The following is a 24611-nucleotide window of genomic DNA, read 5'->3' as shown; positions in this document are numbered from 1 at the left end:
TGACAGTAGTTTATGAAAAGCGTAGAATCTTTTTCAAAAAAAGAAAATAGGTGTGCTCACCAAGATAGCATTTCTTTCCGAATTTGATGATAGTATAAATCAAATGTTTACCTTGAGAAAGGCAGGACCTATTTAGGGAGTGTTCCAGATGACAAAAAGTAATAACACGCAAATTTCGGATATCTTAAACAATATCTATAATCTAATTATAAATCCAGAAACAACTGAAAATGAGAGGAAGTTGCTTGTAACGTTTAAAAATGAAATCGAAGTTGGAAAGAAGGATAATGGTGAACTTCTTGCAGAATTATGCAGAGCTATTCAAGTTTTAGCAGTCGGCAATCTTTCTAAAGGAATTTCACTGAGTTCTGGAGTGAGTGAGTTGAGTAAGAATCTCACAGAATTCCAAAATGAATCAGAACGTAACATTAATCTAGCAAGAGGCTTGTCATCAATCGGCATGTTTCTAAGATGATTTGTCTGTTTGTGATGATTAATAATTAAAATGACAAAAAAGATCGTGAAAACGGTCTTTTTTTTTGTGATTCTATTTCGATTTTTTTCGAAATAAAATTGACTGTAGTCTATGAAAAGCGTATAATCTATTTCGAAAAGTATAGAAATAGGTATTCTCACCAAGATAGCATTCCTATTCCGTCTCAATGAAAGGATAAATCAAATGCAAACACTCCTTTTTATGACAATTCTTGCCATGTTAGTTATCGTCATCATAAGTTTTATCGTCTTGAAGAAAAGATGGAAGTTTTCGCTCAAGCTCTTTTTAGTGGGACTGATTGGTTTTGCCTTACCAGTCATGATGATTGAAGGACCTATCAATGCCTTGATTTTATCTGGTTTTGCTCACTCTTCTAAATGGTTCACCATTATTTACGGGGGTCTTATGGCTGGCCTTGTTGAAGAAACGACTCGCTATTTGGTTTTTAAGGTCCTTGCAAAGAAAAGAAGTTTGATGACGTCTGATATTGTAGCTTACGGTTTGGGACATGGTCTTAGTGAATTTATCTTGCTTGGAGTGATGGGCTTACTTACTAACATCATTGTTTTACAGGCCATCCATTCAGGTCAGGCCAGTCAGTTACCTTCACTTCTTGTGAGTCAGGTCAACCAATTAACTGGCTTTGCTGTGGTTATGTCTCTCTTTGAAAGACTGGTTGCCTTGCTGTTACAAGTCTTGCTTACAGCTTGGAATTTTCTAGCAGTCACTAAGCATAAGCTTTCATTCTATTTCTGGGCTATTTTACTCCATGCTGCCATTGATTTTTTGGCAGGTGCTTATCAACAAGGGATAGTCAGCAATATCTTATTAATCGAAGCCATATTAGTTATTTATGTGCTAGGTGTCGGACTTGTAACACGCCAAATTTGGAAAAAGGAGGAAACACATGGGCTTATCTGAAACCTTAAAAGCCATCTCTGCCCCTGTGAGGAGAAAAATTTTAGACTATCTAAAGTCTGGACCTAAGTCGGCAGGTGAGATCAGCCAGCAGTTTGACTTGGCTCCTGCAACAGTTTCTCATCATTTATCGACCTTGAGAAAAGCAGGACTTATTGAAGAAGCAAAGCAGAAGAATTTTATTTACTATAGTTTGAATTTAACTGTTTTTGAAGAAATTTTAACCTGGATTCAGTCACTTGGAGGAAAAGAAGATGAAAAATAATATGCAAAGAGTCATTGGTAATATTGTGATACTCACACCGGTTATTATCGGCTTAGCCCTTTACAAGCAACTCCCAAATCAGGTGGCTATCCACTTTAATGTGGAAGAACAAGCTAATGGTTTTATGGATTGCAATTTGGCAATAGTTGTCCTTCCTTTTATTGCTCTTGTCATTTACAATCTCTGTTTTTCATTTTTTAAACAAGTAACTATTCCATTCTTAAAAGAGTTTCTGTTATGGCTTATTCCAATTTCTACAGTCGTCATCCAATATCTCATATTGACGTTTGCCTTAGGAGGTCATATCCAAGTTCGATTGACTATCATTTGGTTAGTGGCACTCATTTTCCTAGTCATCGGAAATTATCTCCCTAAGAGTATTGGTCTAGCTACTAAAAATCACAGTGAGAGCAGTAACTCAGTAGCGAGAAAGTTAGCTTACCTAATGGTTGCAATGAGTCTTGCCTTGTTAATCAGCCTATGCTTTAACCCCTATACTACAATTATTATTTTAGGTGTTTTTGTAGTTCTAATCTTGAGTATCTTGTTAGCCAATTTTCGCTATTTAAGTAAAGGATGTAAGAATGACGTATAAAAGCAATCTGATAGAAGATAACAAAAGGGCCGAGAATCAGAGCTTTCTCTACTTCCTACACGAGGAGAAAAAATTTGATGTAAAGGCACTTGATGACTTGTGTCACTACATCATAGAACTGGATACAATCAGTCTCGAGCAGTTGAGGGATCTCCATTATATTGAAAATCAAATACTACGCCATCTCGTGTATCATTTTGATGATAATGATTTAAGTAAGATCTCAAATCTCCCTTTTGAGTACTGGGAGTATATAGAGCCCTTTGAACGTTTGGTGGCATGCTTGTATGAGGGTGATGTGAAATAATGGCAATGATTCGGGTCGTAAGAAGGACTCGATTGAGCGTCTGTATCCTAAAGATGTCAAGGATTATTTTAATTTGAAGTAGATTGATGATAGAGATTCTGTCAGGTAGCTTCTTTTAGGGGCTACCTTTTGAGCATTATATTTTACAACTTATCACTAAGTATGTAAAATAAAGCCAAGGTTGAGGATGAACTTCTCAATCAAAAAATATTTTTAGAGGTGAATAACGATGTCAACACTTAAAGAACAAGCTATTAACTATCTTAACGCAGTATTTAACGAAAAAGATCTTGAAAAAGTTGAAACTTTTTGGAAAGACGATATGATCCAACACAACCCAAGCATGCCAAATGGTTTGGATGTCCTTCGTGGATTTATCACATCAGAAGACAATCAAATTTCTTATGAACCAGGTATTGCTATGGAAGAAGGTAATATCGTTGCAGTGCATGGTCGCTATTCAAACTGGTTTGGAAAAACAATGATTGCGGTAGATTATTTCCGTGTTGAAGATGGAAAATTTATTGAACATTGGGATGTCATGCAAGAAGAGGTTCCAGCTAGCGAAGCAGTGAATGGCAATGCCATGTTTCCAATTAAGTAATGAAAGGGAGTAAAAGCAGATGAAACTTGAAGGTAGAACAGCTGTAGTACGTTTTGAAACAGGGTTTCAATTTCAATTAGAATACTTGGCAGACAATAAGATGACTTGGACTAGCCTTGCTGAAGATGGCTTGGGAAGTGAGACAGATAGGATTTATACAAAGGAATTGACAGATGACCTTATCAGTGTTAGCTGGATTGAGTCAACTGGAAATTCTATCACACATCATATCAATCTTGCAGAAGGGACAGTTTGGGCGTTCATGTCTTGGAATGATCCAGAAGCCTTTGGACAACGACAAACATTGACGCATTCAGGTACATTTGAATTTATTAAATAGGAGAAATACAATGGCACAAATCACAATTTTTGGACAAGGAAATATGGGACAGGCAATTGCTAGTCGTTTTGAAAAAGCTGGCAATACAGTTAATTTCATTACAAAAGACCAAGAAGCAGCTTCTTTTGGGGAGATTGTTGTCTTGGCAGTCCCTTATGGGGCAATTGAGGGCATTCTTTCAACTTATGCTAGCCAATTGGCAGGAAAAATTATAATTGATATTAGCAATCCAGTTAATTTTGATACCTTTGATGACCTAGTAGTTCCAGCTGATTCTTCAGCGGCTGCACTGATTCAAGAAAAATTGCCAACTAGTTTTGTTGTGAAAGGATTTAACACGACCTTTGGAGCAAGCTTGGCGACAGGAAAAGTAGCAGATCAAGCTATGACGACGGTTTTACTAGCCTCAGATCATGCTGATGCCAAGGCAAAAATTGAAGAAGTTTTGTCTGGAAGTGACCTTCGTGTCAAAGATGCAGGTAGTTTGAAACGCGCTCGTGAATTAGAAGCCATGGGCTTTTTACAAATCAGCTTAGCAGCGAGAGAACAAGTTTCTTGGACAGGTGGCTTTGCAGTTCTAGATTAATGAGCTTGGCAATAGAGGTAAAATTTGTCAACTTATTGGATGAAAAATAGAAATAGAGCGAGACTTTGGGTCTCGCTCTATTGAGTACTGGGAGTATATAGAGCCCTTTGAACGTTTGGTGACAAGTTTGTATGAAGGTGAGGAAGAATAGTCGATCTTATACTAGGTTTAACTTAGTAGACCATCAGTAAAGGAGTATAGATGAGACATCGTATTGCAATTTTGTCAGATATTCATGGAAACACAACGGCTCTTGAGGCAGTTATCAAGGATGCGCAAGAGTTGGGTGCGACAGAATATTGGTTAATCGGGGATATTTTGCTGCCTGGACCAGGAAGAAATGAACTTTTTGAACTTCTGTCTTCAATTCCGATAACAGCCACCGTTCGAGGAAATTGGGATGATTGCGTTTTGGAGGCTTTGGATGGGGAGTATGGTCTGGAGAGTCCTCAAGAAATTCAGCTCTTGAGACTCACCCAGTACTTGATGGAAGAACTAGATTCTAAATATGTTGATTGGATACGTTCTCTGCCTCTGGTTGTGAAGAAGTAAATCAATGGGATTCGTTTTTCGCTGGCTCATCACTTACCGGAGAAGAACTACGGAGGTGAGTTACGTCCAGCTAATGATACCAGTCATTTTGATCAGTTGCTAGATGATCAAACAGATATGGCGATTTACGGTCATGTTCATAAGCAACTGCTTCGCTATGGCAGTAAGGGGCAACAGATTCTCAATCCTGGCACGATTGGGATGCCTTATTTTGACTGGTCACCTCTGCAAAATCACAGGGCCCAGTATGCCATGCTCGATATCGAAGAAGATGGGGTTACTAATCTTCAATTTCGAAAGATTGCCTATGATTATGAAGCAGAGTTGCAGTTAGCCAAAGACAAACAGTTGCCCTATATTGAGCTTTATCAAGAACTACGAAGAATTTACAATTACCCAGGTCATAACAAAGACTTGTTAGAGACTTTGAACCAACAGTATGGCTATGGTAAAGATGTCAAAGACTATTTTGATTTGAAGTAGATTTATGAAAGAGATTTTGTTAGGTAGACTTACTAGGTTTTAGAAAAGATAACACCAGAAAAATGATTTCTGGTGTTTTTGAATAGATTTTGGCAAAAATGAGGTGTTTTTCAAATGGTTGCTGTTTTTAAATTATTGTTGAATATTAATCCTTTTTCTCTGTAGCTACTCCATTTTCGTCAATAATATAGGTTTTTCCATCTTTTTCAAGAGTAGTGTTAGTGGTAATCGGAGAACCCTTTGAGTCTGGACTAACTGATATCGGATTTTCAAAATGATAAAGTTTACCATCAAACTCTGCCCATTCGCCACTTAAAGGAGTAGTCGAATAAATTTCAGGATTGAAATAGTAGAGCCTATTATCTTCTAACCGAATGACACCTGTTTTTACAACTCCATTTTCATCAGAAACACAGAAACCATTCCAAGTGGTCGAGATGTCTGTAGCTGTATTCCTTAGAAGTCGTCCTTTAGGGCCAAAAAGATAGGTCTTTTCATTGATAGTTTCTAGATATGTTCGATTTTCAGCTCCCCATGGTGGGCTAATATAGTAGGTTTCATTATTGTGATTAACCCACCCGAACTGTAGATGACCGTCCTTATCAGCATAATAGTATTTGTAGTTGCCGTCAATATCATCAGAAAGCATACTACCGTCTTTTTTGAAGAAATACTCGAAATCACCTATCTTGTATGTATCATTTCGAACTTGGTAGCCATCTTCTTTAAAATAAACACGTTTACCGTCAATAGTTGCCCAACCAAATATCTGGCTTCCATCCTCGCCAAAATAAGTATATTTTTTAGAAAAGTAATCGCCTGTTTCATGGAATTTATTTACGAACATAGCACCAGTATCTTCATCGAAGAAATAGTACTTTCCATCAAGCAGAAGTCGTTTTCCTTTAGCTTGTTTTCCAGTTGGATCAAAGTAGTATTTTTGATGATTAATAATTTGAAGTCCAGTGGCTAACTGTCCATTTTCTTTAATATAAGCCCAATCACCATCTTTATCTTGAATAAATTGTCCAGGTTTATTCATAGTTACATAACCATTTTGGTCAATGACATAACGAATACCATTAAGTTCAAGTGTTCGGTTAGTCCACATAGCTCCGCTGTCTCTATCGAAATAATGTGTTTGACCGTCAATTTCGACAAGTCTTCCCTTAGCTTGTTTGCCCTCTTTATCAAAGTATAGAGTGACATTATCTATTGAATGAAGTCCTGTGACAGCTTTTCCTTCGTTATCAAAGTAGTACCAATTCCATGCATCATCGTGTTCGAAACGATTTGTTAGTTTAGTTTCGGTCGCTACTCCTTTATCATCAATGAGGTAGGCTTTTTTATTGTAAACTAAGGTCTTGGAAACTGTGAGAGGGGAAGTTTCGGAAAGCGAACTTGTTCTATTGAAAGCATAGAATTTATTGTCACTTTGAATTACAGTTTCTTCAATCTTAGTTAAATCTGTGTTTTCTGGAAGTAGATGTCCGATGTAAAAATCATTATTTTCATCAAGATAGTATAGATTACTAAAATCATCACCAATAATACGTTTAATCTTATCGGTCTTTGTTCGTACTCCGTGGTCAATAATGTCTACTTCTTCCCTGATGGTATCGGTATAACTTCTTCCACCATGCTTGTAAGTTCTGTTTATGCTAGGCTCTAAGTGGTATAGCTTACCATCAATCGTTTTCCAAGTAGGTGTTGTAACTGTAAACATTTTGGGGGTATTTCTATTATTTTCAAAATAATAGAGTTTACCATTATTTGCAGTGTGAACACCTGTAAGTAAAACCCCATCCTTATCTGTACCTACGATGCCAGAGTAGTATGCATCATAATCCAGATTCTGACGTTCGAGTAAAGGTCCGAGATAGTTTTTCAGAAGTTTGCCTTCAAAATAGTAATAGTCCTTGTCTCCTTTTGTGACGATACCAGTGACTGCTGAACCAGAATTTGAAAAATAGTAGTCATCACCATTAATATGATGTTCTCCGGTCAGTACTTGGCCAAATTTATTGGAGCGATAGCTAGTATTTAAAGTTCCAACAAAGACACGTAATGACTGAATATAAAAGGCATCTTTTACCAATTTTCCATGATTATCAAAGAGGTAGTTTTGTCCTTTGAAGGTAGTAACGTCGACCATCAGAACCATAATAGACGTTATACGTTTTAGCAAATGGTTCCCATCTTCTGATTTCAATAGACCAAGTATGCCAATAGTTGGTTTTTACAGCACCTGAATAGTGACTAAAATAGTAATGGGAGCCGTCAATGATTTTTTCCCCATTTTTCGCTTGACGACCTTCTTCATCAAAGTAAAGAGTTACTCCATCTACATTTTGCCATCCTTTTAGTTTCTCTCCTGTTGCGGTGTAATAATACCAGTTGCCTGAGGAATCCTCTTGGAAATGGCCACCAGAAACAAGTGGACGTTGAGGAAGTTTCTGTTCAGTTTCAATCAAAAGTCCATTAGCTTCTGCGTGGTAAGTTTTTCCATTGATAGTAATGTCGGTATTTATGACCTTATGACCACTATCCTTATCGAAGTAATAGGGTTCGATACCTATTGTAACGATTTCACCCTTAGCCTGAACACCGTCTGGGTAGAAGTACATGTCGAAGCCATCTATAGTCTGTTCGCCTGTGACAAGTTTTCCTTCTTTATCGCTATAGTACCAATTTCCATCGTCATCTGACCAAAAACGATCACGAACCATTTGGCCAGTATCTTTTTGAAAATAATAGGAATTTCCATCTAGGACGACAAAGGCATCTTTAGCTTGGACACCATTAGGGTAAAAGTAGAGTGGTATATTGTCAATAACTTGTTTACCTATAAGTGCTTTCCCATCTTGGCCTAAGTAGTACCAATTTCCATTCTTATCAGATGCAAAAGCATTGCGAGTAAGTTGTCCGCTATCTTTCTCAAAGTGATATGTTGCTCCATTAACTTGACGGGTGTCTCCTTTGACTTGCTTACCGTCGGCATCAAAGTAGACAGTCACATTATCAATATTTTGCATACCAGTAAGTGCTTTCTCGTCCTTAATGTAGTACCAATTGCCCTGACTATCACTAGTGTAATGACCGCCGGATATCACGGGACTTTCTTCTACTTTATGGGCTGTATTTGTTTCAGAATGTGATGTTCCAGAGCTTACGACTTCACTGCTAGTGACAGTAGAGACTTCCGAATGAAGAGCTTGTTGAGAGTTAATTTCAGAAGTACTTGTTTCTGGCGTAGTTGCTTCAGTGGTACTTAGGTCAGATTCAGTATAAGTAGTTTCAGTTAAGTTTTCTCTTGTATTGGGGGCGTCGAAAGATTTGTTTTCTTCTGGTTTAGTATTGACTTCATTAGTTGACGAGCTTATGTCATCAATTTTGCTTTCTTGGATGCTGCTTTCAACAGTTAGCTCTGAGGTGGGGGGAGTCTGTTCAGCTGCGTTCACATAGCCCAAGCTTGCAAAACTAAGTCCTAGAGCTAGACCAGTTATTGCAATGGTTACCCATTGTTTTTTAACTTTGTGAAGTATAAAATATACTTTCTTTTCCATGATAATGCTCCTTTCATTAAACTAAACAATAGTAGTAAGGATAAGGTTAACTCATGAGTGGAATTAAAGTAGTATTACAGAATTCTTGCTTACGTATTAAGTTTATCATCACATTCTAATAAAATCAAAGAAATATGTAAACGTTTTCGTCTTTTGTAGAAATCTCTTTCCAACTCTTTTCTAAACAAAACGGATAGGATATGGAATGATAATTTTTCATTGTGTTTCTTCTTAAAGAGTGTTAGTGATGTATTTGCATTAAGTTAGTAGTGAACGTCTCTTTGAGTGGCTTATCTTTGATGTTTTCAAGATTCTATTCACTAAGTTTAGAAGGCGAAAAAAACCACTGGCATACAAGACCAATGGCTTTCAACAATTTATTTTTTCTTCCCTAGTACAAAATAGTGGCTAGGGATTTGTTGTGTCAAACTGACGGCGATGGCGATGGTAAATGAGGCTAGGAAACAAGCTCGTAGGAAGCTAAGGCCTAGGTCTGCATTTCCAATCAAGAGGAAGTAGATGGCACGGTAGAAGCTCATTCCTGGAATGAGTGGGAACATGCTTGAGGCTAGGAAGACAGTAGCTGGACATCTACGGTAGTGGGCCAAAAAGCGTGAGGTGAAAGTGACCAGAAGGGCAGGAAAGAGGATGGCTAAAACTTCGTGATGGGTATTATTCCAAATCAAGAGGTAGAGGAGCCATGAGACGGCACCTAGTGTTCCAAGGTCTAAGAAGTATTTCTTAGGCACTCGGTATAGCACGGAGAAGGCTGCGGTTCCTAGTCCTGCCATGACAGTCTGAATCAAAACCTCCTGCCAAGAGGTAGACGGTGTTGAGAACATGCCTGATAATTGTTCCGCAAAGGGGAGAAGGGAAATCATGGCAAGAACACCGACAGAGATAGACAGGCAAGTGGAGACCCCTGACAGCATCAGGGCCAAGCCACTATAGTAGTTATTTTGGGTGAATTCACGGATAGCATTAACAAAGTAGGCCCCAGGAATCAAAATCATCAGGGTTCCCAGGATGATAACGCTACGATGTTGCCCGATACCCAGATAATAGAGAATATTAGCTGATAGAGCGGCAATGGCACTAGAGAGGATAATCTGCAAGAAACTAGTATGAATAAAACGGGAAAGGAACTGCATACCAATCCCCACAAAAAGTCCCGATATAGCCGCAGCAGTCCCATCAATCCAGCTACTTCCAAGAGCTAGCGAGAAGCTCCCAGCACCAATGACACAGGCTATAATATCCTCTAAAGGACGATAGTAAGTCTTCTGCTCAATGGTTCTCAGCTTTTGGAAAATGCTAGAAACAGGCTGATTTGGCTCTTCTGCCAGTTCACGAGACAGGCGGTTAACCTCCTCTAGTTTTCCTAGATGAATAGAAGGGGCTGAGGTAGCTAGGACACGAGACTCCTTAAGACCAGAGCGGTTGAGTCCGGAAATCATGACACCTCGATTAACCACGTAAGTGGAGAAGTCTCTGATACCAAGAGCGTTGGCCATATGCACCATGGTGTCTTCGATACGGTAAATCTCGGCGCCGCTCTCCATAAGGACTCGTCCTGCCTGAAGGACGGCATCCATTTCGTTTTGGGTTTCTGTATCTCTTGGAAAATCGATGGTCATTTGAACCTCCCTAGCGCTTCATTCGTCATTCCATTATAAGGTTTGAATGCTGGTTTTTCAATAGCTTTGGCGACTAAAATACGTCTTTTTATGAGATTTTTCTTCTACTTAATAATATATGTTAGGGAAATGACGACCTTCCCTTTTAACTTGCCATTGATTGAGGCAAATGCTACAATTGAATCATAAAATGTATGCGTTTACACGATTTTACTTTTCCTCTCTTAAAATGGCTGAAAACCTTTATTTATAAGGATGATTTGATTTGAGATGGAAGTAAATTGAAGTGCAAATAGATGATCCCTTTGAAAAGGAGGAAATTCCATGAAAAAAATTATCAATAAACCTGAAAATGTCGTTACTGAGATGTTAGATGGTTTAGCTTATGTTCACAATGATCTTGTTCATCGCCTTGAAGGTTTTGATATCATTGTAAGAAATGAGCAGACTGCTGGTCAGGTAGGTCTCATTTCTGGTGGTGGAAGTGGTCATGAGCCAGCCCACGCTGGTTTTGTGGGTGATGGTATGCTTTCAGCTGCTATTGCAGGTGCTGTATTCACGTCACCAACGCCTGATCAAATTTTGGAAGCCATTAAGGAAGCGGACCAAGGGGCTGGTGTCTTCATGGTTGTTAAAAATTATTCAGGCGACATCATGAATTTTGAGATGGCTCAAGAATTGGCTGAGATGGAAGGCATTGAAGTAGCTAGCGTTGTTGTGGACGATGATATTGCTGTGGAAAATAGCCTCTATACACAAGGTCGTCGTGGGGTTGCAGGTACTATTTTCGTCCATAAAATCCTAGGTCATGCGGCTCGTGAAGGTAAGTCTCTTGCGGATATTAAAGTCTTGGCTGACAAGATTGTTCCTAATATCCACACTATTGGTTTGGCCCTTAGTGGGGCGACGGTTCCTGAGGTTGGGAAGCCTGGCTTTGTCCTAGCAGAGGATGAAATCGAATATGGTATTGGTATCCATGGTGAGCCAGGTTATCGTAAGGAGTCTATGCAGCCATCTCGCCAGTTAGCAGAAGAATTGACTGGTAAGCTCCTTGAAGCCTTTGATGCTAAGTCTGGTGAGCGCTATGCTCTTCTCATCAATGGTATGGGCGCAACGCCACTCATGGAGCAGTATGTCTTTGCCAATGATGTTGCAAGCATTCTTGGAGGTGCAGGTCTAGAAGTGACCTATAGAAAACTAGGGAACTACATGACTTCTATTGACATGGCTGGTCTGTCATTGACACTCATGAAGATTGAAGATGATGCTTGGCTTGAGGCTCTAGAAAGTCCTGTTAAGACCATTGCTTGGTAGTGATTTGGCTAAGCAAGGATATATCAATTTAGAAAAACACAAATGAAATAGGTAAATTATGGATAAAACAGTTGCAGTAAAATGGATGCAAGTCTTTAATCAAAAAGTTGAAGCAGAAAAAGATCACTTATCTGAGTTAGATGGTCCTATCGGAGATGGTGATCACGGGGCTAACTTGGCGCGTGGTATGGCAGCAGCCGTTGAAGCTATTAACACATCAGACCCTCAAAGTGCAGCAGATGTTCTGAAGACGGTATCAATGGCCTTGATAAGCAAGGTTGGTGGGGCTTCTGGTCCTCTCTATGGCTCTGCCTTTATGGGGATGATGAAGGCTGAACAAGCTGGTCAAGATTTAGCAGGCGTCCTTGAGGCAGGTGCCGAAATGATTGAAAAACGAGGCCATGCCCAAGTTGGCGAAAAAACTATGGTTGATGTTTGGCGCCCAGTTATTGAAGCAGTTAAACGAGGTCAATTAACGAATGAAGTCATCGATCAAGCCGTTCTTTCAACTAAGGATGTTGTTGCTACCAAGGGACGTGCCTCTTATGTAGGTGAGCGTTCTATTGGTCACATTGACCCAGGCTCGTATTCGTCTGGCTTACTTTTCAAAGCCTTACTAGAAGCGGAGGAATAGGACATGCCAGAACTTGGAATTGTGATTGTCTCCCACTCAGCTGATATTGCCAAAGGATTGGTGAGTCTGATTCGTGAAGTTGCACCAGATATTCCTTTGACGGCTACAGGTGGTCTTGAAGATGGTGGACTGGGATCTAGTTTTGACCATGTTCAAGTAGCAGTGGATAGTCAGCCCGCTAAACGTCTCTTGGCCTTTTACGATCTGGGCAGTGCTCGCATGAATTTGGAGATGGTTGAAGAATTTTCAGATAAGGATATTCTTATTCAACAGGTCCCCCTTATTGAGGGGGCCTACACGGCATCAGCCCTTCTTCAGGCAGGAGCGAGTGAGGTTGAAATCTTATCTCAGGTAAATGGATTAACCATTCAAAAATAAAGGAAGTTACGTTATGGAAAATCAAATCAAGTATAAGTGGGCAAGTCTTGGGACTGGTGTTATCGCAAATGAGTTGGCACAGGCTTTAGAGGCCCTAGGTGGTAAACTCTATTCCGTTACAAATCGTACCTATGACAAGGGAGTGGCCTTTGCTGAGAAATATGGCATTGAAAAGGTTTATAAAGAGATTGATGAAGTGTTTGAAGATTCTGAAGTAGATATTATCTACATTTCAACGCCTCACAATACGCATATCAATTTTCTTCGCAAGGCACTAGCAGCAGGCAAACACGTCCTCTGTGAAAAATCTATCACCTTAAACAGTGAGGAATTGGCAGAAGCTATCCAACTCGCCGAAGAAAATCATGTCAAACTGGCAGAAGCCATGACCATTTTCCATATGCCTATCTATCGAAAACTCTCTGAAATCGTGGAGAGTGGTAAGTTAGGGCCTCTCAAGGTAATCCAGATGAACTTTGGTTCTTATAAAGAATATGACATGACCAACCGCTTTTTCAATCGTCATTTGGCTGGTGGGGCCCTACTTGATATCGGAGTTTATGCCCTATCCTTTGTGCGTTGGTTTATGACGTCACAACCGACAGAGATGGTTTCACAGGTTAAATTAGCTCCGACTGGTGTTGATGAGCAAGCGGGTATTCTCCTTACCAATGCAGAAGGGGAAATGGCGACGGTGACACTGAGCCTTCATGCCAAACAACCTAAACGTGGCACCATTGCTTATGATAAGGGTTATATCGAACTTTACGAGTACCCACGAGGGCAAAAGGCAGTCATCACCTATACGGAAGATGGCTCACAAGAAGTTATCGAGGCAGGAGAAACTGCCAAAGCCCTCCAATATGAAGTCCTAGATATGGAAGCAGCCGTCTCAGGTCAAGAAAATCATCTTTATCTGAACTATAGCCGAGATGTCATGGAGCTCATGACCCAACTCCGCAAAGATTGGGGCTTGGTCTACCCAGAAGAAGAGTAGCAGCTAGATGATAAACAAGACTAGTATAATGTACTGATTACAAAAGATAGCTAGTCTCTTAAAAGGATTTAGTCCTGTGTAGGATAGGAATAGGTCCATTTAACTGATTCTATATAACTATATTTCAAAGGAGAAAGACTATGAGAATTTTTGCAAGTCCGTCACGTTACATTCAAGGTGAAAATGCCTTATTTGAAAATGCAAAAGCTATTTTGGAACTAGGAAGTCACCCTGTACTATTGTGTGATTCAGTAGTTTATGACATTGTGGGTAAACGTTTTGAAGAATACCTCTCTCAAAATGGAGTCACAGTTGTACCAGTCTTCTTTAATGGTGAAGCATCGGATAATGAAATTAATCGTGTGGTCAGTCTGGCAAAAGAAGAAGGCTGTGATTTAGTCATTGGACTCGGTGGTGGTAAGACTATCGATAGTGCTAAAGCCATTGCGGATCTTATACAATCGTCAGTTGTTATTGCTCCAACCATCGCATCTACAGATGCTCCAGTTTCAGCCTTATCCGTTATCTATACTGACGAGGGTGCCTTTGAGCGCTATATCTTCTATTCTAAGAACCCAGAGTTGGTTTTGGTGGATAGTAAGGTCATCTCTCAAGCACCAAAACGTTTGTTAGCATCTGGTATCGCAGATGGCTTAGCAACTTGGGTAGAAGCTCGAGCAGTTATGCAAGCTAACGGAAAAACTATGCTAGGTAAACACCAAACTCTAGCAGGGGTTGCCATTGCTGAACGCTGTGAAGAGATTCTTTTTGCAGATGGTCTACAAGCCATGGCCGCTTGTGAAGCTAAAGTGGTAACGCCGGCCCTCGAGAACATTATTGAAGCTAATACCCTTCTTAGTGGTATTGGATTTGAAAGTGGTGGTTTGGCTGCTGCCCATGCCATCCATAATGGTTTCACAGCCCTCACTGGCGATATTCACCATTTGACTCATGGTGAAAAAGTAGCCTACGGAACTCTTGTGCAATTGTTCTTAGAAAATCGTCCAAAAGAAGTTTTGGATAAATACATTCGCTTCTATCAACAAATTGGCATGCCAACTACTCTTAAAGAAATGCATCTTGAAAATGCAAGCTACGAAGATCTTCTCAAGGTTGGCCAACAAGCAACCATTGAGGGTGAAACCATCCATCAAATGCCATTTGAAGTGAAAGCATCTGATATTGCCCAAGCAATCGTAGCAGTAGATGCTTATGTTAATGGATTGGACTAAGTAAATAAGGTCTTTTGTCAGGAAAGTGCCTCCATTCCCGTATAGGAATACTATCCCACTCAAGCCCTTATCCCTCCTTTTTGTGGGTAACCAGTTCTATAATAATTCTAATGATTTGTTAGAAAAGGAAGTCCCTATCAAACAAGGTATCTTCGCTGCAGATATGGCAATCGAATTCATCAATGATGGCCCGGTAACCATCATCCTCGATACGAAAAATCCATAGAAAAACATGCCCTGAATCAAAGGGCATGTTTTTCTATGTAAAGTTGTTGGGCAATCAGGTGATTGATTTGGATGTCTTTATCTTTGATCTGGAGCTGATAGAGGCCAGTGTAATCGTCATATCCTTTGAAGAGAATGTCATCTCCAATGGATAGCTGGATTTGGTCTAAAAAATTCAGCAATTCAAAGCTATCCTGGACTCTTCGCAAACGATAGTTTCCCAATTCGCCGACATCACACAAACGATTCTGGTAAGCCTCGATGAGAAGTTGTCCTTTCGGTGGAATAGTTCCTCCGTGGGGGCAGGTCTGGGGAGAGTCTAACATCTGGTCAAGTTTATCGATAAAGCGGTCGGAGACAGTATGCTCGAGTACTTCAGCCTCTTCATGGACTTCTTCGGTAGTATAGCCAAGTTTTTTGAGCAAGAACACTTCAATCAAGCGGTGCTTGCGAAAGAGATCGGAAACTGTTTGGAGACCGAGCTCGGTGAGCAGATAGCCGTGGATCTTGTCCTTGATGAGAAGATTCTCTGAGATCATGCGCTTGACCATCTCAGTCACGGCTGGAGGCGAAACCTGCATCCGGGCCGCAATTTCTTTGTTACTAATTTTTTCATGTTGCGTGCCGATTTCATAGATGCACTTGAGGTAATCTTCTTTATTTGGTGTCATAGGGTCCTCTTTTCTTCGCTTCTTCTAGTATATCAAAAAAAGAGCAAAATGGCTTGGTCAGTTGATAGGAATTGTCTGGGAAAGCGAAGGATAATAGTATAGAAGCATAAACCAAGAGCAATGTAGAAAGGAGTGTGCCGATGCAGCGGCAGGAATTAGAAAAGCCGGGTTGGTCGACCAGAGGTCTTGGTCACTTAGAAAACCGATTGCAGTCTTGTAGGGATGAAGCAAGAAGGCAAGCTTGCTACCGGTCTATCTTCGTTTTTGCCAGCCCTCTTTTTCAAGAGATGTGGCAGAGAGAACTGCAAGGGTTGACGGAAGGCCGTGCCCAAGCCCTCTTAAAAGGGGTTATGAACCTCTGTTTTATGCCACGGGATTTATCAGGGACCTGTGAGGAGACCGCCTTCTTACTGAAGCGGTTCTGGCCAGATTGACAACCTCATTCGCCTTTTTTGCGGTCCTTTTCATGAGTGGTGCAAGTAGCTTTTGCAAGGGACTCACTGGCTAGTCAAGAGGGCAATCAGTTCTTAAAACGCCAGTTTCACCAGTTACGCTATCTGCTCTCTGCCACCTGTCACAGTGGATTCGGGAGCACTTTGGGAGTAGAGGGGCAAGTGATGAAGAAGCTATATAAGGCATCCCTCGCTAACGTTCGCGAGTCCTTCTCCAGAATGGGCTTCATCGTATTTTTTCGTTATCCAAGTGCTTTGACGGCTTCGATTGCAGCGTCGTAATTTGGTTCACTGTTGACGTTGTTTAGGTATTCAACGTAAGTGACCTTATTATCCGCATCTAAGACCAAAACAGCATGTGCAAGCAAATGCTGTTCATTTATCAAGACTCCTTTTTTCTTTTCATTGTACATCAATGAAGGGGGAAGAGCTACTGATTAATTTGAGGACCTAATGAATTTGGCACCTTATTGGTTCAGACCTTCAGCAATTTTCTCTAAATTCCATTTCATCATACTGTAGTAGCTATCGCCCTTTTCTCCTTCTTTGGCAATCGAGTCAGTGAAGATCTTTGCATAGATCGGGATATTGGTATCCTTAGACACAGTTTTCATAGGACGCTCATCGACACTGGATTCGACAAAGAGGGCCGGTACTTTGGTTTGCCGGAGCTTTTCTACCAGCGTTTTGATTTGGTCAGGTGTCCCTTCTTCTTCCGTATTGATTTCCCAGATATAGGCAGATGGGACGCCGTAGGCTTTGGAGAAGTACTTGAAGCAGCCTTCACTGGTTACAATCATCTTCTTCTCTTCTGGGATATTGTTGAATTTTTGTTTGGCTTCTTGGTCGAGCTTACTAAGTTTTTCAGTATAGGCTGCTAGATTTTTTTCGTAGAAGTCCTTATTTTTGGGATCTTTTGCGATCAATTGTTTGGCAATGTTTTTAGCGTAGAGGATCCCGTTTTCGAGATTGAGCCAAGCGTGAGGGTCTTCTTTTCCAGCTTGGTTTTGGCCTTCTAGGTAGATGACCTCTACGCCATCGCTGGCTGCGAAATAGTCCTTGTTTTCTACTTTATTGGCATTTTTGACCAATTTAGTAAACCAAGCATTGCCACCGGTTTCGAGGTTGATCCCGTTGTAGAAGATGAGGTCTGCTTGCGAAGTCTTTTTGACATCTTCTGGAAGCGGTTCGTATTCGTGAGGATCTTTGCCGACAGGAACGATACTGTGCAGATCGATCTTATCCTCAGCAATATTTTTAGTGATATCTGCAAGGATTGAATTGGTGGTGACCACTTTCAATTTACCAGAAGCTCCAGAAGAAGAGCCTTTGCTACAGGCCAACAGACCAAATAAGAGCGCCACAAAGAGGGCGAGGATAGAAGCGGTTTTTTTCATGTGTTTCTCCTTTAATGAGATGAAAGAGCGTGCTTATTCTTTCTCTGCTTAGGAGCGATAAAGAAGCTGATGAGAAAGAAGACAGCAGAAGTGAGGACAATACAAGACCCGACGGCGATGTTTAAGCTATAGCCAATAAAGAGTCCCAGGATGGATGCAAGAGCACCTAATCCGGATGAAAGGAGCATCATGGACCAGAGACTATTGGTATAGAGATAGGCCGTCGCAGCGGGTGTAATGAGCATGGCGACGATGAGAATGGTTCCGACACTCTGCATAGCAGTGACAGAAACCAAGGTCAAGAGCACCATAAGGAGGTAGTGATAGACCTTGACCCGGACGCCCATGGATTGAGCCAGAACAGGATCAAAAGATGTGAGCAGTAAGGGTCGAAAGAGTAGGACAATCACCAGCAAGACCGCAGCACCAACACCGATGGTTATCCACATATCCCGGTCTTGGACGGCCAAGATATTCCCAAAGAGGATGTGGAAAAGGTCGGTGGAACTTTTAGCGACTCCAATCAGGATGACTCCTAAGGCGAGGAAAGAAGAAAAGGTAATCCCAATTGCAGTGTCGCTCTTGATGATGGAGTTGCTCTTGATATAGGTGATAAGGACGGACGCCAGGAGGCCAAAGACAATAGCGCCAATAAAGAAATTGATGCCCAGGATAAAGGACAGAGCCACACCAGGAAGAACTGCGTGTGAGATAGCGTCTCCCATGAGAGACATGCCTCTTAAAATAATGAAGCATCCAACGGCTCCAGCGACAATCCCGATGGCGATGGCTGTGATCAGGGCATTCTGTAAGAAGTGGAATTGCTGTAATCCATCGATAAATTCTGTAATCATCCGACGCCACCTCCTATAAAGAGTTCATGCCCATAGGCTGCATGCAGATTTTCTTTGGTAAAGGTTTCCTCTGTTTTCCCAAATGCAATCAGTTTACGATGAAGGAGGAGGACTTGGTCAAAGTAAGCTGGGACCTTGCTGAGGTCGTGATGGACGATCAGGATGGTCTTGCCTTCTTTTTTCAAGGTTTTTAGTGTCTGCATAATGATGTCTTCGCTAACGGAGTCAATCCCTACAAAGGGCTCATCCAAAAAGATGACATCTGCTTCTTGGACCAAGCAGCGGGCGATCAGGACCCGTTGGAATTGCCCTCCTGAAAGTTGGCCAATCTGGCGATCCGCTAGATCAAGAAGATTGACAAGTTTCAAGGCATTTTCCACTTTTTGGAGATCCTCTTTGCTTTTTCGCTTGAAGATAGAAAGGTGGGGATAAAGACCCAGTGAGATACACTCTCTCACCGTGATGGGGAAGTGGAAATCAATAGCGGATTTCTGTTCGACGTAGGCCACCCGTTGAAGAACTTGGCTGAGATCTTTTTGATCGAGCTGGACTTTTCCCGAATGAGGGAGAAGACCTAGCATGGCCTTGATCAGGGTTGATTTTCCTGCTCCATTGGGTCCAAGAATTCCTAGGATGGTTGGACCCTGGATGGTGAGGGAAAGATCCTCCAAGGCCAGTGTTTGCTGGTAAGCAACACTGAGATGTTCAATTTGAATCATGATTTTGCTCCTTTACTATTAATATACATGAATAAAAAAATTAAGTCAAGTTAATTTTTAAAATAATTATACACGAATAAAAAGTTAAGTCAAGTGAATTTTTAAAATAATTCAACTTAAATCTCTTGTAATCATTGAAAAATTGACCTATTTTTCATAAGGTTAATAGAAAAGAATGAAAGTGATAAAATCATGCTATGTTTACAAGATGATTTTTATGATATGCTTTAAAGTTGAAAAAAACACCCCAAGAGTTAGAAAATTTATCTAGCTCTTGGGGTGTTAATCGAATTTAAAGATTTTTAACTGCTTTTATTTAAAACTGAAGCCCTCATAAACGAGCTCAGCCTTTGGATTGTTTGCCCTAAAGGTTTTAGCAAATGCTTCCATCATTTTTACTGGACCACACATAAAGACAGTTGTGTCATCAGTAAGAGGATAGTCAGTGAAGTCCAGATAACCATCTACTTGACTATTAATAGTGTGGAGTTTGAAATTTCTATTTTTTGCAGCATATGCAGCCAACATCTCCAGATAGACAGCATTCTGCTCACCTGTATAGGCGTAGTAAAAGTCGACTTTTTTATCAAGGACAGGATTTTCACGGATATAGGAAATGAAAGGGGTAATGCCGATACCACCTGCAATCCAAACTTGCTTGTCACGCCCTTGATCTAGCAACATGTGACCATAGGCACGGTCGATAGCTACAGGGCTTCCGACTCTGAGCTTCTTGTAGATTTGTTTGGTATGATCACCTGAGGCCTTAACGGTAAAATAGATAATATTGCCATGTCCGCCTGAGATAGAGAAAGGGTGAGGTGACTTTTCAAAACCAGCTTGAAGTATCTTAATAAAAGCAAATTGACCAAACTGATAATCCATTGGACGTGTTAACCTAATGGCTATTTCTGTTGTGTCATGGTTTAGACGTTCTAAGCCCACAATCTTCCCACGATTTTTAAAGCCGAAAATTTGGTAGAGGAAGATGATATAAAAACCTGAGCTTAAACCAAGAATAGCGAAGCCCCCCACTACCAAGGATAAGAGACTTGGCTTAGTCAATACTTGTCCCAAAATCAAGTAGACATGAAAGAGACCAAAAATATAAGCTAAGTAAACCAAACGATGAAGCCAACGCCAAGTTTCATATTTGAGACTTTTACCAAGAAAGGCCAGAACCACAATCGCCAAGAAAGTATAAATACCAAGGTTTCCTAGCTGACCAGCTAGACGGGAACCCCATAGACTCCCCATACCGATGTTGTGGAAGACCAGGAGAATAACTGATAAGATGGCAAGAAATTTGTGGATAGCGTACATTCTCTCAATTCCATTAAAGAGTTTTTCTAAAATTCGTGATCGAGTTGCCAACATAAAAGTCCATGATAAGATTGTTAAAGCTAGACCAGGAGCGACGAAGTTTGTCATGCCCCTTGCTAGCCAAGTGTAGACAGTCAGAACAATACTTACGGTTAGTAGGAGAATTCCTTTATTTGGTTTCATGTAACCTTCTTTCTATATTTACATTATTACTAACTAGTTGTAAATTATATTATTACATTTTATCTTATAAGAGATTTCCTGTCAAAAATAATTAATTTTTTGAATGAAAAAGCTGATATTGATATAGTCATCGAGGAATCCAATACGTTTTGAAAAGACAAAATGATTTTCAAGAAAGGTTGATTTAATAGTCAATTAGCTTGTGAAAGCGTTTCGAAAAGTGTATAATATCAGGTAGAAAGATAGGAAAAGGAGATGCCTAGTGGCAAGTATTACAATAGAAGCTAGTAAGGTGGCTAGAAAGAGTCCCATTCGAGTAGACACCAGTCTTGTCGGGACAGTTTCTGGTGTGGAAGCAGTGACTGTTTCCCTACCGTCATCAAAAGCTCGTCTGAGTGTTGGTAAATTGGGTTACAAGTCTAATACTATTACTGTGGAGGACGGACAAACCGTTCGGGTTACTAGCAATTTTCTAAATCGTTTCATAGCGATAGCTCCATTGTTACTCTACCTTGTTGGAGGTCGTTACCTCCCACTTGTTGCTGTCCTATCTACTATAATTTTGCTTTTTAGCTTACCTTTTCTCAAGTTAGAAATCGTAGGCTGATTAGAATCGGGAGTGGCTTAGCCCTCTGTTTGATACCTTTAACTCACTTTTTCATAATAATGCTAGGCCACTCCCTTTTCATTGGGAACGGGTCGAGACGGAAAAGTGGGTTATCAAAAAGGGAACTCGATAGAGTTTCCCTTTTTTCTTTATCAATCTAAAGTCATTTTTAAAAGACCCCAGTTACTAACACTGAGGTCTTTGATGTTTATAGTCATTTATCACTTACGGTACAATTTGTCGTATTGATAGTAAGGATCGAAGGTGACATTGATACCAAGCTTACGGAGAACATTTTTATCTTCATCAGTAAGGATGATTGTTGAGTGAGCTTCAGAACCCTTAAGGTTACCAAGTTCCTCCATGGCACGCGTCGCATCCGCATTGTTGGCAGCTGTAATGGCCAAGGCAATGAGGATTTCGTTGGAGTGGAGACGAGGATTTCGACTTCCCAGATGGTCAATTTTCAGACCTTGGATAGGTTTAACCACTTCAGGCTCGATGAGTTTTGTTTCCTTTGCAATACCTGCAGAAGTCTTGATAGCATTAATCAGAGCTGCCGCTGTCGGACCAAAGAGTTCCGAATTTTTACCAGTGACGATTTGACCATTCGGCAACTCAAGCGCAAGGGCAGAACCACCTGTTTCTTCAGCCTTAGCACGTGCTGCAACGACCACTTGACGATCTTCAGGAGTGATACCAAGATCGTTCATGAGTAATTCAATCTTCTTAATAGCAGACTCAGGCACACGTTCATTTTTGAAATCAAGAACAGTCTGATAGTAGCGACGGATGATTTCTTGTTTAGAAGCTTCTTTGGCTACCTCATCATTCGTAATGGCAAAACCAACCATATTAACACCCATATCCGTTGGTGAAGCGTAAGGAGACTCACCAAGAATACGTTCAAGCATACGTTTAAGGACTGGGAAAATCTCGATGTCACGGTTGTAGTTTACAGTCGTTTTTTCATACGTTTCCAAGTGGAAGGGGTCAATCATATTGACATCATCAAGGTCGGCAGTGGCAGCTTCATAGGCCAAGTTGACTGGGTGATGAAGCGGCAAATTCCAAACTGGGAAGGTTTCAAATTTGGCATAACCTGATTTGATGCCATTGATTTGGTCGTGGTACATGTTAGACATACATGTCGCTAATTTACCAGAACCAGGACCAGGAGCAGTAACGACGATAAGGTTACGGCTAGTCTTGATATAGTCATTTTTCCCCATACCTTCAGGAGAAATGATATGGTTCATATCCGTTGGATAGCCCTTGATAGGGTAGTGAATGTAAGACGTGATGCCATTTTTTTCCAGTTGGTTACGGAAGGCATCAGCCGCAGGTTGACCTGAATACTGTGTAATGACAACAGAACCCACATAGATATTGAGCTCGTTGAATTTATCAATCAGACGAAGGACCTCTTGGTCGTAAGAAATGCCAAGGTCACCACGAGCCTTAGAGTGCTCGATATTGCTAGCATTGATGGCGATAACCACTTCAACCTGATCTTTAAGCTCTTGAAGGAGCTTGATTTTATTGTCAGGTTCATAACCAGGAAGGACGCGGGCAGCGTGGAAATCTTCCAACATCTTACCACCAAACTCCAAGTAGAGCTTACCGTCAAACTGGTTAATGCGCTCCAAAATATGGTCGCGTTGCAGATTCAAATACTGTTCAGAACTAAAAGCTTGTTTCTTCATAAATAAAAATACCTCTGACAAAAATTATATCAAATGCCTGAGGTAAATGCTATTAGCGAAAGACGATTTATGGGAGAAAAGGAGTTTAAAGTCAATCATGAAGCGAATTTTTGATAGTCCTTTAGAGTTATTATTTAATTGAGGCTCTGCATCTCAGCAGTCAGATTTTTAGATAACGATTAGTTTAGAATATTTGATTTCATAAAGGTTTCACATTTGTCGTCTATAATTAGGATAAGAAAATGAAAGCGCCGTCACTTATCTTTGGTGTAGCTGAGGGCTAATGTCTTAAATGGAGGTGGAAGATGGTTCTCTTACAACAGGCAGTTGCTTATATTTTCCGCAAAAAAACGCGGAATTTTATCCTTTTTCTCATTTTATTTTTGATATTATCTTGCTTGTATTTTTGTTTCTCTCTTATGCAAGTTGGTGGAGGAATGGAGGCACAAATCAGGAAATCAAGTGGGGCAGGTTTTGCTCTGGTAAGTAAAGAAAGAGGCAGTGCATTTTCCTGGAAAGAGGGGGCGAAGATTAGTCAGCTATCTGATGTGATGTCAACGATACCTCAATATATAAGTCCAGTGCGACTAGTCGATAAGAAGGTCGTTACAGGAAAACAAACGGTGGAACGCGATGACCTCGATAATGAGGCTAATCAAGCCTTGGGAGCCACTTTCACTAAGGAAACAGGCCAAAGTGTTGATTTTAGGAGTGGTGCTTTTCAACTCCTTAAGGGGAAGTACTTATCTGCTAAAGGGCAAATTATGATTCATGAATCGCTTGCTAGGAAAAATAAGCTAAGCGTCGGAGACAAGCTGACCTTGTCCAATTTTCAGATGACTGAAAATGGCGCTAAGGAAATGACCTTTGATATCGTTGGTATTTTTTCTGGCAAGAAGGAGGAGACATTTACTGGAATGTCCTCAGATTTAAGTGAAAATCAAATCTTCCTCCATTATGACGATGCTAGCCAACTGCTTAATTTGACTGATAAGTTAGTGACAAAATTATCCTTTAGTATTAAGAATCCAGATAGAATCAACCAAGTCATTAAACAAGTGGAACAATTGGATATCGATTGGTATCGTCTACGTTTGGACGAGGACCGTAAGGCTTTTGACTCCTTGAAGGAATCGTCTCAAGCGCTACAAGGAATCGTCAGAACGATGATGATTAGTTTAATTGTTACAGGAGGAGGTATCCTCTCGTTTTTAATGGCACTATGGACGCGTGAGCGAAATCATGAGATAGGTATTCTTTTAGCAATTGGGAAGAGCAAGGGACGTATTTTTGCTCAATTTCTTGTGGAGATATTGTTGGTGTCCCTTATGTCTTTGCTACCGGCCATTACTATTGGACGGCTACTAAGTCGACTGTTCTTGCAAGAATTTATAGGTCAGCAAGGACAGCAGCAGGCTCTTCAGTTATTAGATCAAATTCCTCAGGGACTACCTTTAGGGCTATCTTATCTATGTCTTCTATTCTTGGTAATATTATCGCTCGGTGTGACAACAGGTCTCATTTGGCGCAAAACTCCAAAAGAAATCTTATCTAATATGAGTTAAGGAGA

Annotated in this window: 24 protein-coding genes and 3 pseudogenes; 17 read left to right on the top strand and 10 right to left on the bottom strand. The window is 40.6% G+C overall.

Going from position 1 to position 24611, the window contains the following annotated elements; translation table 11 throughout:
- The first annotated feature begins 148 nt into the window (after positions 1-148).
- The 9 genes and pseudogenes from RWZ99_RS03280 to RWZ99_RS03240 all read left to right on the top strand — a co-directional run bounded on the left by RWZ99_RS03280 (position 149) and on the right by RWZ99_RS03240 (position 5146).
- Positions 149-475, top strand: coding sequence for a bacteriocin immunity protein (locus RWZ99_RS03280; RefSeq protein ID WP_314676321.1), 327 nt, complete (start codon positions 149-151; stop codon positions 473-475).
- A 204-nt stretch (positions 476-679) separates the two neighbouring features.
- Positions 680-1417, top strand: coding sequence for a YhfC family glutamic-type intramembrane protease (locus tag RWZ99_RS03275; protein ID WP_314676320.1), 738 nt, complete (start codon positions 680-682; stop codon positions 1415-1417).
- Complete coding sequence (locus tag RWZ99_RS03270; protein WP_314676319.1) at positions 1404-1679, top strand: autorepressor SdpR family transcription factor; 276 nt, start codon at positions 1404-1406, stop codon at positions 1677-1679. The genes RWZ99_RS03275 and RWZ99_RS03270 overlap by 14 nt, the downstream gene beginning before the upstream one ends.
- Positions 1669-2274, top strand: a complete 606-nt coding sequence (locus tag RWZ99_RS03265; RefSeq protein ID WP_314676318.1) for a DUF1648 domain-containing protein — start codon at positions 1669-1671, stop codon at positions 2272-2274. The genes RWZ99_RS03270 and RWZ99_RS03265 overlap by 11 nt, the downstream gene beginning before the upstream one ends.
- Entirely contained in the window at positions 2264-2581 is a 318-nt protein-coding gene (locus RWZ99_RS03260; RefSeq protein ID WP_314676317.1) for a hypothetical protein, read from the top strand. Before RWZ99_RS03265 ends, RWZ99_RS03260 begins: the two co-directional genes overlap by 11 nt.
- A 229-nt stretch (positions 2582-2810) precedes the next feature.
- The gene (locus tag RWZ99_RS03255; RefSeq protein ID WP_314676316.1) at positions 2811-3185 is read left to right on the top strand and encodes a nuclear transport factor 2 family protein; all 375 of its coding nucleotides are present in this window, start codon (positions 2811-2813) and stop codon (positions 3183-3185) included.
- 19 nt (positions 3186-3204) lie between these two features.
- On the top strand, positions 3205-3525 hold the full coding sequence (locus RWZ99_RS03250; RefSeq protein WP_314676314.1) for a MoaF-related domain-containing protein: 321 nt from the start codon (positions 3205-3207) through the stop codon (positions 3523-3525).
- A 10-nt stretch (positions 3526-3535) separates the two neighbouring features.
- Positions 3536-4111, top strand: a complete 576-nt coding sequence (locus tag RWZ99_RS03245; RefSeq protein ID WP_314676313.1) for an NADPH-dependent F420 reductase — start codon at positions 3536-3538, stop codon at positions 4109-4111.
- Positions 4112-4312: 201 nt separating this feature from the next.
- Positions 4313-5146 (top strand): annotated as a pseudogene (locus RWZ99_RS03240) (metallophosphoesterase family protein).
- 145 nt (positions 5147-5291) lie between these two features.
- Here RWZ99_RS03240 and RWZ99_RS03235 read toward each other — a convergent pair.
- The 3 genes from RWZ99_RS03235 to RWZ99_RS03225 all read right to left on the bottom strand — a co-directional run bounded on the left by RWZ99_RS03235 (position 5292) and on the right by RWZ99_RS03225 (position 10349).
- On the bottom strand, positions 5292-7310 hold the full coding sequence (locus tag RWZ99_RS03235) for a hypothetical protein (RefSeq protein WP_314676312.1): 2019 nt from the start codon (positions 7308-7310) through the stop codon (positions 5292-5294).
- Positions 7258-8712 (bottom strand): KxYKxGKxW signal peptide domain-containing protein, encoded by a 1455-nt coding sequence (locus RWZ99_RS03230; RefSeq protein ID WP_314676311.1) that lies wholly within the window; start codon positions 8710-8712, stop codon positions 7258-7260. Before RWZ99_RS03230 ends, RWZ99_RS03235 begins: the two co-directional genes overlap by 53 nt.
- A gap of 377 nt (positions 8713-9089) precedes the next feature.
- Positions 9090-10349: a threonine/serine exporter family protein gene (locus RWZ99_RS03225; RefSeq protein WP_314676310.1), complete on the bottom strand. Its 1260-nt coding sequence runs from the start codon at positions 10347-10349 to the stop codon at positions 9090-9092.
- A gap of 324 nt (positions 10350-10673) precedes the next feature.
- Here RWZ99_RS03225 and dhaK point away from each other — a divergent pair, with 324 nt between their 5' ends.
- The 6 genes and pseudogenes from dhaK to RWZ99_RS03195 form a co-directional block, all read left to right on the top strand.
- Positions 10674-11663: a dihydroxyacetone kinase subunit DhaK gene (gene dhaK / locus RWZ99_RS03220; protein ID WP_314676309.1), complete on the top strand. Its 990-nt coding sequence runs from the start codon at positions 10674-10676 to the stop codon at positions 11661-11663.
- 58 nt (positions 11664-11721) lie between these two features.
- Entirely contained in the window at positions 11722-12297 is a 576-nt protein-coding gene (dhaL, locus tag RWZ99_RS03215) for a dihydroxyacetone kinase subunit DhaL (RefSeq protein ID WP_314676308.1), read from the top strand.
- 3 nt (positions 12298-12300) lie between these two features.
- Entirely contained in the window at positions 12301-12675 is a 375-nt protein-coding gene (gene dhaM, locus RWZ99_RS03210) for a dihydroxyacetone kinase phosphoryl donor subunit DhaM (protein ID WP_314676307.1), read from the top strand.
- A gap of 13 nt (positions 12676-12688) precedes the next feature.
- Complete coding sequence (locus RWZ99_RS03205; RefSeq protein WP_314676305.1) at positions 12689-13672, top strand: Gfo/Idh/MocA family oxidoreductase; 984 nt, start codon at positions 12689-12691, stop codon at positions 13670-13672.
- 140 nt (positions 13673-13812) lie between these two features.
- On the top strand, positions 13813-14904 hold the full coding sequence (locus RWZ99_RS03200; protein ID WP_314676304.1) for a glycerol dehydrogenase: 1092 nt from the start codon (positions 13813-13815) through the stop codon (positions 14902-14904).
- Between the two features lie 97 nt (positions 14905-15001).
- Positions 15002-15130, top strand: a pseudogene (locus tag RWZ99_RS03195) (D-aminoacyl-tRNA deacylase); the annotation flags it as partial.
- Between the two features lie 16 nt (positions 15131-15146).
- Here the strand turns inward: RWZ99_RS03195 and RWZ99_RS03190 are convergent.
- The 6 genes and pseudogenes from RWZ99_RS03190 to RWZ99_RS03165 form a co-directional block, all read right to left on the bottom strand.
- The gene (locus RWZ99_RS03190; protein WP_314676303.1) at positions 15147-15800 is read right to left on the bottom strand and encodes a metal-dependent transcriptional regulator; all 654 of its coding nucleotides are present in this window, start codon (positions 15798-15800) and stop codon (positions 15147-15149) included.
- 694 nt (positions 15801-16494) lie between these two features.
- Positions 16495-16644, bottom strand: a pseudogene (locus RWZ99_RS03185) (lipid hydroperoxide peroxidase); the annotation flags it as partial.
- 75 nt (positions 16645-16719) lie between these two features.
- Positions 16720-17649 carry a metal ABC transporter substrate-binding lipoprotein/fibrin-binding adhesin FimA gene (fimA, locus tag RWZ99_RS03180; protein WP_314676302.1) on the bottom strand — a complete coding sequence of 310 codons (930 nt, stop codon included), beginning with the start codon at positions 17647-17649 and terminating at the stop codon, positions 16720-16722.
- An 11-nt stretch (positions 17650-17660) separates the two neighbouring features.
- Entirely contained in the window at positions 17661-18503 is an 843-nt protein-coding gene (locus RWZ99_RS03175) for a metal ABC transporter permease (RefSeq protein WP_003004302.1), read from the bottom strand.
- Positions 18500-19222: a metal ABC transporter ATP-binding protein gene (locus RWZ99_RS03170; RefSeq protein ID WP_003004103.1), complete on the bottom strand. Its 723-nt coding sequence runs from the start codon at positions 19220-19222 to the stop codon at positions 18500-18502. The genes RWZ99_RS03175 and RWZ99_RS03170 overlap by 4 nt, the downstream gene beginning before the upstream one ends.
- A 312-nt stretch (positions 19223-19534) precedes the next feature.
- Positions 19535-20728: a ferric reductase-like transmembrane domain-containing protein gene (locus tag RWZ99_RS03165; RefSeq protein WP_314676299.1), complete on the bottom strand. Its 1194-nt coding sequence runs from the start codon at positions 20726-20728 to the stop codon at positions 19535-19537.
- Between the two features lie 262 nt (positions 20729-20990).
- Here RWZ99_RS03165 and RWZ99_RS03160 point away from each other — a divergent pair, with 262 nt between their 5' ends.
- The gene (locus tag RWZ99_RS03160; RefSeq protein WP_314676298.1) at positions 20991-21335 is read left to right on the top strand and encodes a hypothetical protein; all 345 of its coding nucleotides are present in this window, start codon (positions 20991-20993) and stop codon (positions 21333-21335) included.
- 221 nt (positions 21336-21556) lie between these two features.
- On the opposite strand, the gene RWZ99_RS03155 is transcribed toward RWZ99_RS03160, so the two are convergent.
- The gene (locus tag RWZ99_RS03155; RefSeq protein WP_314676297.1) at positions 21557-23041 is read right to left on the bottom strand and encodes a DUF1846 domain-containing protein; all 1485 of its coding nucleotides are present in this window, start codon (positions 23039-23041) and stop codon (positions 21557-21559) included.
- Positions 23042-23346: 305 nt separating this feature from the next.
- Here RWZ99_RS03155 and RWZ99_RS03150 point away from each other — a divergent pair, with 305 nt between their 5' ends.
- Positions 23347-24606, top strand: coding sequence for an FtsX-like permease family protein (locus tag RWZ99_RS03150; RefSeq protein WP_314676296.1), 1260 nt, complete (start codon positions 23347-23349; stop codon positions 24604-24606).
- The last annotated feature ends 5 nt before the right edge of the window (positions 24607-24611 follow it).

Source organism: uncultured Streptococcus sp. (assembly GCF_963545685.1).
Lineage (GTDB): Bacteria > Bacillota > Bacilli > Lactobacillales > Streptococcaceae > Streptococcus.
This window is presented reverse-complemented; position numbering and strand designations above follow the sequence as displayed.

Bases quoted from the DNA above. Each gene is read 5' to 3' on its own strand.
- RWZ99_RS03170 (WP_003004103.1), bottom strand. From the start codon at position 19,222: ATGATTCAAATTGAACATCTCAGTGTTGCTTACCAGCAAACACTGGCC.
- dhaL (WP_314676308.1), top strand. From the start codon at position 11,722: ATGGATAAAACAGTTGCAGTAAAATGGATGCAAGTCTTTAATCAAAAA.
- RWZ99_RS03250 (WP_314676314.1), top strand. From the start codon at position 3,205: ATGAAACTTGAAGGTAGAACAGCTGTAGTACGTTTTGAAACAGGGTTT.
- RWZ99_RS03265 (WP_314676318.1), top strand. From the start codon at position 1,669: ATGAAAAATAATATGCAAAGAGTCATTGGTAATATTGTGATACTCACA.
- RWZ99_RS03175 (WP_003004302.1), bottom strand. From the start codon at position 18,503: ATGATTACAGAATTTATCGATGGATTACAGCAATTCCACTTCTTACAG.
- RWZ99_RS03275 (WP_314676320.1), top strand. From the start codon at position 680: ATGCAAACACTCCTTTTTATGACAATTCTTGCCATGTTAGTTATCGTC.
- RWZ99_RS03150 (WP_314676296.1), top strand. From the start codon at position 23,347: ATGGTTCTCTTACAACAGGCAGTTGCTTATATTTTCCGCAAAAAAACG.
- RWZ99_RS03270 (WP_314676319.1), top strand. From the start codon at position 1,404: ATGGGCTTATCTGAAACCTTAAAAGCCATCTCTGCCCCTGTGAGGAGA.
- RWZ99_RS03190 (WP_314676303.1), bottom strand. From the start codon at position 15,800: ATGACACCAAATAAAGAAGATTACCTCAAGTGCATCTATGAAATCGGC.
- dhaK (WP_314676309.1), top strand. From the start codon at position 10,674: ATGAAAAAAATTATCAATAAACCTGAAAATGTCGTTACTGAGATGTTA.
- RWZ99_RS03260 (WP_314676317.1), top strand. From the start codon at position 2,264: ATGACGTATAAAAGCAATCTGATAGAAGATAACAAAAGGGCCGAGAAT.
- RWZ99_RS03225 (WP_314676310.1), bottom strand. From the start codon at position 10,349: ATGACCATCGATTTTCCAAGAGATACAGAAACCCAAAACGAAATGGAT.
- RWZ99_RS03245 (WP_314676313.1), top strand. From the start codon at position 3,536: ATGGCACAAATCACAATTTTTGGACAAGGAAATATGGGACAGGCAATT.
- fimA (WP_314676302.1), bottom strand. From the start codon at position 17,649: ATGAAAAAAACCGCTTCTATCCTCGCCCTCTTTGTGGCGCTCTTATTT.
- RWZ99_RS03155 (WP_314676297.1), bottom strand. From the start codon at position 23,041: ATGAAGAAACAAGCTTTTAGTTCTGAACAGTATTTGAATCTGCAACGC.
- RWZ99_RS03230 (WP_314676311.1), bottom strand. From the start codon at position 8,712: ATGGAAAAGAAAGTATATTTTATACTTCACAAAGTTAAAAAACAATGG.
- RWZ99_RS03165 (WP_314676299.1), bottom strand. From the start codon at position 20,728: ATGAAACCAAATAAAGGAATTCTCCTACTAACCGTAAGTATTGTTCTG.
- RWZ99_RS03205 (WP_314676305.1), top strand. From the start codon at position 12,689: ATGGAAAATCAAATCAAGTATAAGTGGGCAAGTCTTGGGACTGGTGTT.
- dhaM (WP_314676307.1), top strand. From the start codon at position 12,301: ATGCCAGAACTTGGAATTGTGATTGTCTCCCACTCAGCTGATATTGCC.
- RWZ99_RS03200 (WP_314676304.1), top strand. From the start codon at position 13,813: ATGAGAATTTTTGCAAGTCCGTCACGTTACATTCAAGGTGAAAATGCC.
- RWZ99_RS03280 (WP_314676321.1), top strand. From the start codon at position 149: ATGACAAAAAGTAATAACACGCAAATTTCGGATATCTTAAACAATATC.
- RWZ99_RS03255 (WP_314676316.1), top strand. From the start codon at position 2,811: ATGTCAACACTTAAAGAACAAGCTATTAACTATCTTAACGCAGTATTT.
- RWZ99_RS03235 (WP_314676312.1), bottom strand. From the start codon at position 7,310: ATGGTTCTGATGGTCGACGTTACTACCTTCAAAGGACAAAACTACCTC.